Annotated in this window: 12 protein-coding genes; 3 read left to right on the top strand and 9 right to left on the bottom strand. The window is 33.1% G+C overall.

What is annotated here, in order from left to right:
- Positions 1–45: 45 nt before the first annotated feature.
- The 7 genes from arsB to C3L50_RS04085 form a co-directional block, all read right to left on the bottom strand.
- Positions 46–1116, bottom strand: a complete 1071-nt coding sequence (arsB, locus tag C3L50_RS04115; RefSeq protein ID WP_103804877.1) for an ACR3 family arsenite efflux transporter — start codon at positions 1114–1116, stop codon at positions 46–48.
- A gap of 2 nt (positions 1117–1118) precedes the next feature.
- Positions 1119–1751, bottom strand: a complete 633-nt coding sequence (locus C3L50_RS04110; protein ID WP_103804876.1) for an arsenate-mycothiol transferase ArsC — start codon at positions 1749–1751, stop codon at positions 1119–1121.
- A gap of 25 nt (positions 1752–1776) precedes the next feature.
- Entirely contained in the window at positions 1777–2247 is a 471-nt protein-coding gene (locus C3L50_RS04105) for a DUF6428 family protein (RefSeq protein WP_103805119.1), read from the bottom strand.
- Positions 2248–2264: 17 nt separating this feature from the next.
- Positions 2265–2597 (bottom strand): ArsR/SmtB family transcription factor, encoded by a 333-nt coding sequence (locus C3L50_RS04100; RefSeq protein ID WP_103804875.1) that lies wholly within the window; start codon positions 2595–2597, stop codon positions 2265–2267.
- A gap of 237 nt (positions 2598–2834) precedes the next feature.
- The gene (locus C3L50_RS04095) at positions 2835–3245 is read right to left on the bottom strand and encodes a DUF3788 family protein (protein WP_165783967.1); all 411 of its coding nucleotides are present in this window, start codon (positions 3243–3245) and stop codon (positions 2835–2837) included.
- Between the two features lie 144 nt (positions 3246–3389).
- On the bottom strand, positions 3390–4079 hold the full coding sequence (locus tag C3L50_RS04090; protein WP_103804873.1) for a DUF4919 domain-containing protein: 690 nt from the start codon (positions 4077–4079) through the stop codon (positions 3390–3392).
- A 41-nt stretch (positions 4080–4120) separates the two neighbouring features.
- Positions 4121–4720, bottom strand: coding sequence for an NAD(P)H-dependent oxidoreductase (locus C3L50_RS04085; protein WP_103804872.1), 600 nt, complete (start codon positions 4718–4720; stop codon positions 4121–4123).
- A gap of 292 nt (positions 4721–5012) precedes the next feature.
- Here C3L50_RS04085 and C3L50_RS04080 point away from each other — a divergent pair, with 292 nt between their 5' ends.
- Complete coding sequence (locus C3L50_RS04080) at positions 5013–5465, top strand: Hsp20/alpha crystallin family protein (protein ID WP_103804871.1); 453 nt, start codon at positions 5013–5015, stop codon at positions 5463–5465.
- 223 nt (positions 5466–5688) lie between these two features.
- On the opposite strand, the gene C3L50_RS04075 is transcribed toward C3L50_RS04080, so the two are convergent.
- Positions 5689–7335: a reverse transcriptase domain-containing protein gene (locus C3L50_RS04075; RefSeq protein ID WP_103804870.1), complete on the bottom strand. Its 1647-nt coding sequence runs from the start codon at positions 7333–7335 to the stop codon at positions 5689–5691.
- Positions 7336–7705: 370 nt separating this feature from the next.
- Between C3L50_RS04075 and C3L50_RS04070 the strand changes: the two genes are divergently transcribed.
- Positions 7706–8923, top strand: coding sequence for a hypothetical protein (locus C3L50_RS04070; RefSeq protein ID WP_103804869.1), 1218 nt, complete (start codon positions 7706–7708; stop codon positions 8921–8923).
- A gap of 111 nt (positions 8924–9034) precedes the next feature.
- Here the strand turns inward: C3L50_RS04070 and clpB are convergent, their stop codons facing one another.
- The gene (gene clpB, locus C3L50_RS04065; RefSeq protein ID WP_103804868.1) at positions 9035–11641 is read right to left on the bottom strand and encodes an ATP-dependent chaperone ClpB; all 2607 of its coding nucleotides are present in this window, start codon (positions 11639–11641) and stop codon (positions 9035–9037) included.
- A 154-nt stretch (positions 11642–11795) separates the two neighbouring features.
- Here clpB and ytxJ point away from each other — a divergent pair, with 154 nt between their 5' ends.
- The gene (gene ytxJ, locus C3L50_RS04060; protein ID WP_103804867.1) at positions 11796–12185 is read left to right on the top strand and encodes a bacillithiol system redox-active protein YtxJ; all 390 of its coding nucleotides are present in this window, start codon (positions 11796–11798) and stop codon (positions 12183–12185) included.
- Positions 12186–12475: the final 290 nt, after the last annotated feature.

The raw sequence follows: 12475 nt of genomic DNA, 5'->3' as shown, positions 1-12475 counted from the left end.
AATCGAATGTTTTAAAAGAGCCTTTTTTCTATATAATTTTCAAAATTATATTGCTTTATAAAAATACTTTTTTCTAAACCAAAAGGCTACGTTCACCAAAGCTATCAAAGCTGGCACTTCTACCAAAGGCCCAATTACTCCAGCAAAAGCCTGACCTGAATTAATACCAAAAACTCCAATAGAAACAGCAATTGCCAATTCGAAATTGTTTCCTGTTGCGGTAAAAGCAATGGCGGTAGATTTCGAATAATCAGCACCAAAATATTTCCCGATGAAGAAACTAATAACAAACATTATCGTGAAATAAATCACCAAAGGAACGGCAATTCGCAACACATCTAACGGAATTTGAACAATCAATTCGCCTTTCAAACTGAACATTAAAACAATTGTAAACAGTAATGAAATCAATGTAATTGGAGAAATAAAAGGAACGTATTTAGTCTCAAACCATTCCAATCCTTTAAGAGCAATTAGTGCATACCGACTGATGATTCCTAATGCAAAAGGAATTCCCAAATAAATGCCCACACTTTCGGCAATTTGTCCAATACTGATGTTGACTTCAAAACCAGTATAACCAAAATAAGGAGGCAAAACCGTGATGAAAACATAAGCATAAACGCTATACAACAACACTTGAAAAATACTGTTCAAAGCGATTAAACCTGCAGCATATTCGCGATTTCCATCGGCTAAATCATTCCAAACCACCACCATCGCAATACAGCGCGCTAAACCAATTAGAATTACCCCAATCATATATTCGGGATAACCATTTAGTAATAATAATGCTAAAAAAAACATCAAAATGGGACCAACAATCCAGTTTAGGAATAAGGAAGCTCCAAGAACTTTGGTGTTTTTGAAAACTTCTCCCATTTGTTCGTATTTCACTTTTGCCAAGGGCGGATACATCATCAATATCAAACCTATTGCTAGCGGAATATTAGTTGTTCCGCTTGAAAATGAATTGATAAAATTACCACTCGAAGGAATGAAATATCCAATCAAAACTCCCAAAGCCATTGCCAAGAAAATCCAAAGGGTAAGGTAACTGTCGAGAAAGCTTAATTTCTTTCTTTCCACAACTGGTGCACAATTATTTGCTGACATATTTATTGTTTAATTTGGGAGAAAACATAGAACATTTCGGTGGCAATTTGCACACTTCTTTCCTCATATTTTTCGGCTTGTTGTGGGGTGTTGTCAAAGGCTTTTGGGTCTTCAAAAGTAATAGGAATTCGTTTTTCGGCACCGGCAATAAAAGGACAACCTTGGTCGGCTGAAGAACAAGTCAGAATCGCTGCAAATTCCGATTGAGGATTAAAATCATCATCAAAAGTTTTCGAAAAACCAATAATTGGATGCGCATTCTCCGAATATTTTATCGCATAAACTGGGTTGTTTCCTTCGGAAATGGTCTTGATTTGAAAGCCTTGTTTTTCCAATGTTTTGGCTGCCATTGGAAACATAGCCGTAGCTTCTGTTCCACCCGAATAGCAAAACACATTTTGAATTCCATAATGCGCTGCCGCAGTTTGCGCCCAAACTTGTGATAAGTGACTTCGTCGGGAATTGTGCGTACATATCAGATTTAAGCGAATTTCTTTTTGTTCGTCTGATTTTCTTTGAATAAAATCGATAAGTGGTTGTAAAACAATTTTACGTTCCTCAGAAATACTTTCGAAGTTTAAAGTGCTGATTACATTTTCAATTTCTGGAAATAGGTTGGTTTTAGTTGAGGTCATTTATATTGGTTTTAGTATTTAAAAATTAACAACAGCTTCCGCCTGGAGTGCAGCAACTTTGTTCGATTTTAATATCCGACAATCTCACTTTTTGTTTTTCGGTAGGAATGCCACATTGGTCTTGCGCCAAACAAGCGGTTTGTTTGTTTAATAAAACGAAATTTTTTCCATCGAAATCCAAATCGTATTTGCCGATAGTTTGTGCCTGATATTCCACTTCAATTTCAAAATCTTCGATTCCCAAAACCTTTTCGGACAATTCGATGATGTTCAATAATTTTTGTGGTTTCAAACGGTGTTCAAAATCATTAGCATCCCACAATTGAAAGTTGACCACGTTTTCTTTGCGAACCGTTCCACCACAATCAATGAAGTTTTTGGTAATTAAACCTACTTCAGTTACGTGAAAATGTTCTGGAACCATTGTTCCATCTGTCAAAATGATGTTTACCGCTTCTACGGACTTCAAAATGTTTTTTACTTCTGATAGTTTCATTTTATCTGAATTTATAATTAGCAACAATTGTTTTTTCTTTTCTCCAAATACTTTGTAATATCTTGGAAAAAGCCTTTTATTTTTTCGAATCCCAGTTCGTCAATACAATAGCAAATAGAAGTTCCTTCGAAGTTTCCTTTGATTAAACCTGCGTTTTTGAGTTCTTTTAAATGCTGCGAAATAGTTGGTTGTGCCAAGGGCAATTCGTTTACAATATCGCCACAAATACAAGCATCTACTTTCAATAAATACTCTATAATGGCAATTCGTGCTGGATGTCCCAAGGCTTTGGCTAGAATGGCTAGTTCGTTTTGTTTTTCTGTAAAACTATCGGTTTTAGAAGCTCCCATTATTATATTTTTATATTGCAATATTACGATTAATTAAAATTCAAAACAAAATAATTTTCAAAAAAAAATGATTTTGAGCACCAAGAGAGCAAAAAAAAGTGGTTTTAAATTTCTTTTGAAAACCACTTAATAATTTAGGACAACTCTATAATTTAGGATTTGAAATCAGTTTTGTTGCCTTTGAATGTCAACTGAATCCTTTGCTTTGTTGTGTTTTATTTTTTTGTACTCAATAAATTATTTTAGATTCTTTTTGTATTCAATTATTTTTAAAACATCAGTAATTTGTTCTTTTCTGTTCATGGAAATTGCTAAAGGTATCAATTTACCTATTTTTTTACTGACTTTAAAATCTTCTTTTATAGTGTTTGCTATATCTAAATTTTCAATTTCTGAACTATTTTTTTCAGCAAAATAGAACCCGATTTTAAAATAGCCATCCCAAACAGATAACCAAAAAAAAGTCTTTTTTTTTAATGATACTTTGCACAACCAAGATTTTCCGTCTTTATAATATCTCCATTCTACCCCTAAACCAATGTTTTTATTGGTAATAATTTCTATGAATTCATTAAATACAACATAGCTTTCTCCCAATATAATTTCTAAAACTTCATTTGTAGGATATACATTTTCTTCGCTTAACAATCGTATTTCCATAATTTATACTATTTAGTTTATTCTTTTTTAGCATACAAAGTCAGTTTGAAAAAACGGCCATTTTAAGTAGTAATCGTCTTTTTAATTTTTAAAATTCTTGCCAATTCGATTCTAATGCAACTGCTGACGGTTTTATTTTCCTTTAAAAAGTTTCGCTTCATCTGCTAATATCTTTTCGATGCTAAAATAGATACCATCTACTTTGTATTTTCCTTTTTCAAAAGCCATATAATCGCAATTTTCAACTAGACTTTGCGAAATGTTTTGAAGTTTAAATAGATTTAGGATCACATATTCGTGGCTAACTGAAATGACATGAAGTCCAGTTTCGCACTTTTGACCGTCACCAGTTGACATAATGGCTAAAATAATTTTATGAAATCTATTGGATATATTTTTTGCTGAAATTTCATCTCCTTTTAAGTGATAAATGTAGGCTAGATAATTCATTTGTCGCAAATCAAAAGGAAATTCTTTAATGGATTGTTCGCCCAATTTTATAATTTCATCATACTCTTTTTCATTAATCTTTTCGTTTTGATAATATTTTCTAAGCTTTTCTTCGGTCGAAGATTTAAAAAACGAACTGTACTTTGGGTTAAAAACATAGCCTAAATAAAGGTGTCTATAATCTTCGTTATCTAATAGCGTATCATTAGAAATCATTCTTTCTAATAATTTGGGATAATAATAATTAGAGGATTTGTCTTCTATATTTTTTTTAATCAGATCATAATCAGGTTTTTTAAAGCTATTTTCTTGAGAAAAGCTAGCATTAACCGACAGTATTAAAATGGTAAACAACAAAATTATTTTTTTCATGTTTTTATTTTTTTTTGAGAGTAGTGTTAAAATGAATTGGTTTAAATAGTTTCAACTACATCCTCTAGTACTCTTCTTGATTTTGGAGTTACCTCAAGTCGGTTGGCATCTTCTTCCGCTCCATAACCTACAGCCATAGCAAATAAGGGTTTGTAATCCTTCATATTGAGAATTGTTTTGTATTTATCTGTTTCTATTCCTTCCATTGCGGTCGAATCCAGACCCATTGCAGCACTGGCGGTCAAACCCACTCCCAAGGCAATATAGACTTGCTTGGCCAACCATATTTTCAAATCGGCTTCAGAATTATAGGTTTTTATTTTATGGAACATTTCTTTTCTGAATTGAGGAAATTCGTTGACTACCTCATTCTCGAAAGCATCCAAATTATCAGCAACGCTAAAAACGACTAACAATTGCGCCTGATTGATTTTCTCGGTATTGTGCATCGAAACCGAAGCTAGTTTTGACTTCATTTCTGGATTTTGTACAAAAGTAAATTTCCAAGGCTGAATGTTTATAGAAGAAGGAGTGAGGCGCAAAATTTGTTTTAGGTCTTCTATTTTTTCTTGTGGGATTTCTTTATTAGCGTTGTATTTCTTGGCGGTATATCTTTTTTCTATTAATTCTAAAATATTCATAGGGATGACTTTTTTTGAGTGTTTTTATCAGTACACAAAGTTAAGGGATTATTGGGTTTATTTCACTCGATTGATGCTGTTCATTTCGCAGTGTTTTTAAATGTATGGGTTTACTAAGTGAAAATTTGTCAGTTTATTATGCTGTTATTGCTGATATTTTGACATTTTTTTTCTAAAATTTTCTTAAAAAATAATGACATTTTTTCAGCATTGAAATACTGTTTCCGATGGTACAAAATTTGTTGTTAGAGTAAAAAAATAAATTATTTATTAACTTTAAAATTTTGTAATTATGAACCTTGTAAAACGTAATTCGGCACTAAACAATGCATTGCCAATGTTGTTAGACAACTTTTTTAATCGCGATGCATTTAGAGAAGGTAATTTAAATTTTTATGATGCTACGACCTCTGTTCCAGCGGTAAACATCAAAGAGAATGCTGATGGCTATGCTCTTGAAATGGTGGCTCCCGGAATGTCAAAAACAGATTTCAAAGTAGAATTGGAAAATGATGTCCTAACCATTAGTGCAGAAAAAAGCAATCAAACTTCCGAAGCGGAGGAAGGCGTGTATTCTAGAAAAGAATTTTCATACCAATCCCTCAAACGAAGTTTTACCTTCCCTCAAGATATTGTAGATACGGAACGAATAGAAGCCAAATACGAAGATGGAATTCTGTACATCAAAATTCCAAAAAAAGAAGAAGTGCTTCGCAACAGAATCAAACAGATTGAAATTTCCTGATTCTGAAATAAATTTTTAAGCCAAGCTGTCCCTTCAACGGGACGGCTTTTTTTACCCACAATCGTTAACGCAGTTTTGAAAACTAATTGGTAATTAAAACATTTTTGGATTGTTTGCTATTGGCTAGCGCGAGCGTCTCGCTCGTGCCTATTCCAAATTTATAATTGTTTGCTTATGTTAGTGTTCACGAGCGGGACGCTCGCGCTAGCCTTTAGATTTCAGTTTATTTGTTTAAAAATTTATTGATAGAACTATATAAAATATGTTTTGATTTTCTTAATTGCTTTTCGATTTTATTTTCATTCATAATTTTAGATGCTCTTTTTAGATAAGAAAAATAATTGCTTTGTTTTTTTGCATTTCCTTTAGCATCTTTAAAATTAAATTCTCCTTTAACATTTGGTACTAATATTTTTCTTGAACGAACTAATTGGATATTTTCATTTTCACTATCTTTTTTCTTTGGGATGGTTTGAAATAGTTTTTTAATTTGATTGATAAAGATTGCTTTATGTTGGTAAGGGTCTTTTTCAATTCCTAAAATAGTTCTTCTAGCTCTTCTACGTATTATGCTTTTCATCCTTCTATAAAACTTGGCAATATTAGTAGATTTTATTAATGTATTATATCCCCTGAATTCAAAACCTAAATATGTTAAAGGGCTATCTAAAGTTTGAGTTCCGTCAATATTTATTTTTATAGAAGTTAATCTTGTTTCCTTCTTTTTATTAAATTCAATATTTTTGAAAATGAAAGTTTCTGTCTTATCTTTACTGATTTCAACTATGTTTTCCTTCATTTGTAATTCTACAAATCCTTTTACTTCATTAATTTGTTCAACTTTGCAGACTACAATAATATCATCCGAATATCTACGATAGTAACAACCTTTATTTTTTACCAAGTTTTCGAGTATATTCAAATCGAAATGATAGAGATACATATTGGCCAAAATTGCACTAATAGGCAATCCTTGAGGAATGCCCATTATTTCTTTTGTTTTTTTATTCCTAAATGGAAATTTATGGATTTTTAGCTTTCCAGACTTTATATGATTTCTGAAATCTTGGTTAGATTCAAAAAAACATTTGAAACCTTTTGTTTTTCTTATTTGAGATAGTTTTTTTTCGTCAAATCCAGCTTTTTTACCTTTTGTTTTTTGATAGATTCTTAAATCATCTAATAAGATATAACTAAATTCTGTACTTGCTTTAAATACGTTCAGATGGTGTTTAGGTAATGTTTTAATATTTAGTATTTCTTCCCAAATTTGTTTTAGTCGTTTATGATTGAGAGATGAAAAGAAACTTTTAATATCAAATGCTAAAACAGCAACATTTTCATTTTGAGAACGAACAGAAATTGTATCAAAAATTTCTTTCGCAAAATGAATTGTACTTTTTCCATTTCTTTTTGCATTATCGGGTAAGTTTGGATTTATTTTTAGCTTTCTATATGCTGTAACACATTCTGAAAGACCTACGTGAGAGTCTAGTTTCTCTTCATATTTTGTTTGAAGTAAAGAAGCGTAATAAGCATAAATTAAAGCGTCAAAATGCGAGGCGTAATGAAGAGGTCTGTTTTTTGCAGCACTTTCAGTTTTTCCAGTTTTTAAACTTTTTAATTTATGAGCACGAGTTTTGTCATTTCTTATTTCAAATTTTTTGGCATCAATTTTTTTGTATTTTCTTTCTTTTATTATGGAATGAATAAGAGGATAAAAAGCATATTCTTCAACGAACTTCGGGTTTTCAATTTTTAATTTGATTTCACGCCAACGACTTATAACGTTGATATTAGGAGTAAGATGTAAATATCCTTTTGCTTTTATCCAATTTGGAATTTGGTTCTCTTTATTTTTATAATTCATAATAAAAAATGCCTTGTGAAAATAAGCTCTAGCAATAATGATTTATATTTTACATACTTCTCTTTCGAGCCAGACTAGTACCCAATTAATGAGTCATTGTATGATTTGTAATAATAATCTAACAGAAGATATGGTATCAATAGTTGATATAATCCCGAAATTGATTATCTTTGCGGAAGTCATACTGTTGCTTTTGAAGGCGACAGAAATTTATAATCCACTTCCTAAATGAATTAATCCATCTAGTGATTTCGTAAAGCAGAATATACTCTAGAAATTTATAGTCCTATCCAAATGTAAAAATCAGCTTATCTCACAAGGCAGTCAAATGTAAGTATTTTTCGTTATATTTACTAAAAAAATATAGTTTATGAAAAGTTTTGCACTAGGAGAAATAGTTACATTAAATAATCATCCTTATTATTCTTTAAATAGTAAAATACTTATTACTGCTGATGCCACTATGACACCGCCATTAATGGTAGTTATAGAAGTACTAAATGATTATAAAACAAAATTTTATTTTGATGAAAAAACTCGTATTAAAGAAACTAATTCGAGTATGGTAAAATGTGTTTTTTATTCAAACAAGACACATAAATATGAAAGTAATTGGTTTTTGATAAATCAAATTAAAAAGATTGATGATGAAAATGTTCTTGAAAAAGATCAAAATTCGTCTTTAGAGAATTCTATTATCTTAAAAAAGGAAAGTGACATAAATGAATTGGTTAATAAAAATGTCATTCTTAAATCTTGGGAAATCGAATTAGGAAAGAAAAAATCAAGTTTTAGTTACGATTCATATTCAAATAAAAATAGTAATAAAATTACTTCTTATTTGAGTTTTTTGCCACCTGTAATGATTATAATTGGTTCAAAAAAACTTGATGAATCAAAAGATCCAAGTTTTGATAAAAAAACAGGAGAAAAGAAAAGGATATTTTCTAATATTTTAGTCAAATGCAAGTGGTTTAATCCTTTGACTAATACTTTTTCAGAAGATTTTTTTACTCCAGAATCTTTAGATTTTGTAAAAGAGCCTGATATAGAATTAATTAAAGGAATTCAAAATTTTATAAAATTGAAGATTTATTTTAAATTTAACAATCCTAGATTAAGTGATTATAATAATGGGAATACTATTGGGCAGCCATTAAAAATTAGTTTTAATCATTGTTATTATGAGCTAGAATATTTTGATTTCTTAACTAATAAGAATGAAATGATAAAGCTAACAGATTTTAAAATTGAAATGTTTAAATCAATTACTTTTTATTCAAATGAATATGCGCCCTTTTATGGTAATTTAGGTTCGGCAAAAACAATAAAACAGTTTCTTAAAGAAGAAATTGAAGAGCCAAATAAAAGTGATAAGATTTTCAGAATAAAATACAAGTCTAAAAAAGGAATTCCATCTACAAGAACAATTTCAAAGTGTGAGTTTCTTGACCTTCGTTTAGATGATGAAATAGATTCAGATTCTAAAAAAAATAAATATATCAAAGCTAAATGTTTTAAGAGAGAAGGTAAAGAAAGACATTTTAGGTTTAAAGGAATTAAAAAGATAGAAATTTTAGACTTATAACCAGAGTCTTTTTATTTATGCTCCAAAAAAAAACACCAATCTCTCGACTGGTGTTAATTATAAACCCTTTCAGAGTTCAAAACTCTGAAAGGGTTTTTCTATGAAAATGGATTAATGCACCAACTCACTCTGATTCCTGAAAACCAATTCTCCGTCAAAGGAATCCAGTAAAATAATACTGTCGGTGGTGATTTTTCCGGCGAGGATTTCTTTCGATAATTTGTTGAGCACGTCTCTTTGAATCACTCTTTTAACTGGTCTGGCACCAAATTGTGGGTCAAAACCTTTGTCTGATAAATAAGCGATGGCTTCTGGCGTGGCGTCCATTGTGATGCCTTGTTGGGCCAGCATTCGGGTCACCGATTTCAGTTGCAAGCCTACGATTTGCGCAATATTGGCATTGGTCAACGGCGTAAACATCACGATTTCGTCAATACGGTTGATGAATTCGGGGCGAACGGTTTGTTTCAACAAGCCCAAAACTTCCACTTTGGCGGCTTCGGTAGCAGCTTCGACACTTCCTTTCAGATTCTCGAATTTCTCTTGTATAATTTGGCTTCCCATATTGGAAGTCATAATGATAATCGTGTTTTTGAAATCGGCCAAACGTCCTTTGTTGTCTGTCAAACGGCCTTCGTCCAAGACTTGCAACAAGATGTTAAACGTGTCGGGATGTGCTTTTTCGATTTCGTCCAACAAAATCACAGAATAGGGTTTACGGCGCACGGCTTCTGTCAATTGACCGCCTTCGTCATAGCCCACATATCCCGGAGGCGCACCCACCAAACGGCTCACGCTGTGGCGTTCTTGGTATTCGCTCATATCAATTCGGGTCATTGCGTTTTCGTCGTCGAACAAGTATTCTGCCAAGGCTTTGGCCAATTCGGTTTTTCCAACCCCCGTAGTTCCCAAGAAAAGGAAAGTCCCAACCGGTTTTTTCATATCCTGCAAACCGGCACGAGAACGACGCACGGCATCGCTCACGGCTTCGATGGCTTCTTCCTGACCTACAACTCTGCGGTGCAATTCGTCTTCCAGATACAAGAGTTTTTCTCTTTCGCCTTGCAACATTTTGGTTACGGGAATTCCAGTCCATTTGGCTACGACTTCGGCAATATCTTCTCGGGTCACTTCTTCTTTAATCAAAGAACTGCCACCAGCTTGATTTTCGATTAATTCTTTATGTAAAACGTCCAAGCGTTCTTGGGCTTCCTTGATTTTTCCGTAACGAATTTCGGCTACTTTTCCGTAATCGCCATCACGTTCGGCACGTTCGGCTTCGTATTTAAAGTCCTCGATTTCGGTTTTAACGGTTTGAATGTTGTCCACCACGTCCTTCTCGGATTTCCATTTGGTAAAGATTTCATTTCGCTCGTCTTTAAGATTCGCCAAATCCATTCCTAAAATTTTGAGTTTGGATTCGTCTTTTTCTCTTTTAATAGCCTCAATTTCGATTTCCAATTGCATTATTTTTCGATCCAAAACATCCAATTCTTCGGGTTTGGAATTGATTTCCATACGAATTTTCGAAGCCGCTTCGTCCATCAAATCGATGGCTTTGTCTGGCAAAAATCGGTTGCTAATGTAGCGTTGCGATAATTCGACAGCGGCAATAATAGCTTCGTCTTTAATCTGCACTTTATGATGCGTTTCGTATTTCTCCTTGATTCCTCGAAGTATAGACACTGCACTTTCGGTATCGGGTTCCTCAATCATTACTTTTTGGAAACGACGTTCTAAAGCTTTGTCTTTTTCGAAATATTTTTGGTATTCGTCTAAAGTCGTTGCACCAATGGCACGCAGTTCGCCACGAGCCAAAGCAGGTTTCAGAATATTCGCCGCATCCATTGCACCTTCGCCACCGCCAGCACCAACTAACGTATGGATTTCGTCAATGAAAAGCACAATATCGCCATCTGCAGCAGTCACTTCTTTCACGACCGATTTCAAACGTTCTTCGAACTCTCCTTTGTATTTAGCTCCAGCAATCAAAGCGCCCATATCCAAAGAGAAAACAATTTTGTCTTTCAGGTTTTCGGGAACGTCGCCATCTACAATTCGGTGCGCCAAACCTTCGGCAATGGCGGTTTTACCAACTCCAGGTTCTCCGACCAACATCGGGTTGTTTTTGGTTCTTCGAGTCAAGATTTGTAATACTCTACGGATTTCTTCATCACGCCCAATAACGGGATCGAGTTTGCCATTTTTGGCTAAATCGTTCAGGTTTTTGGCGTATTTGTTCAAAGAATTATAGGTTTCTTCGGCCGATGCAGAAGTCACTCTTTCGCCTTTACGCAATTCTTCGATGGCGGCTTTCAATCCTTTTCCAGTTACGCCTTGGTCTTTCAGGATTTGAGAAACTTTACTTTTAGAATCGAAAATAGCCAAGATTAAATGCTCGATAGAAACGAATTCATCGTTCATCTTTTTGGCAATGATTTCGGCTTCGTTCAAGGTGGTGTTTGTCGTTCTGGAAAGCATAATTTCGCCACCCGAAACTTTTGGAAAGCTTTGGATGGTACTGTCTAAAATTTGTTGGAACAACGGAACGTTGACGTTTAGTTTTTTCAAAATGAAAGGTGCTACATTTTCATCCACTTCAAAAATGGCTTTGAAAATGTGTTCGTTTTCTATTTGTTGTTGTCCAAAACTTTGAGCCAATTGTTGCGAATGCTGAATGGCTTCTTGTGATTTGATGGTAAATTTATTGATGTTCATTTTTTTGATTGTTTGTTGTTTATAGTTTTTTGTTTGTAGTTATTTAACTAACTTCGGCAAATAATCGTCAAATCTTATTCCACCACTAAAGTTACGACATTTTGACTGTAAATAAGGGGGTTAGAGGCGACAAAATGACTTAAAAAGCGACAAAATGAGTGTGTTTTCAAATCTTTTCGGCAGTTCCGAAAAACAAGATAATTCTAATAGTAAAATTAATTGGACTCCGTTGACTTATATGGGACAGTTGGATGAAATAGTTGCCTTTTCAGAGCAGAAACCAGCCGTTATTTTCAAACACAGTACCCGTTGCAGCATCAGCAGATTTGCCTTGAAACAATTTGAAAAAGACTTCGATTTAGAAGATAAAGTTGATGCATATTTCCTTGATTTATTGGAACACAGAGATATTTCGAATGAAATTGCCAGTCGTTTTGGAGTGTACCATCAATCGCCACAATTGTTGTTGATTAAAGAAGGGAAATCGGTTTATGATGTTTCGCACGAGGGAATTAATGCCGGGGTATTGAAAGGGAAGTTATAGTTTTTTTAATGTTTTTATTCTAATATTTTTTTACCAATGAAAAGTTTTTTTTCTATTTTAATTATTACCCTTTCTTTTAACTCTTTCGGACAGAATTTAATTCCCAATTATCAAATAGGAAGTTTTATTGACTACAACAAAAAAATAATCAACGGATATTACGATTTTAATTACAGCCCCAAAATTTCACTTAAAGTGAGCTATGAATCAAATGAGAATTTTGCTCAAGGTTTTTATTTTGATGTTAATGGTTTAAAAGTGAATGGTTTACTGAAATACTCGCTAAGTGA

This window comes from Flavobacterium alvei (genome assembly GCF_002920895.1).
GTDB classification, from domain to species: domain Bacteria; phylum Bacteroidota; class Bacteroidia; order Flavobacteriales; family Flavobacteriaceae; genus Flavobacterium; species Flavobacterium alvei.
The sequence above is the reverse complement of the archived record's forward strand: the minus strand, read 5'-3'. Positions and strand labels throughout refer to the sequence as shown.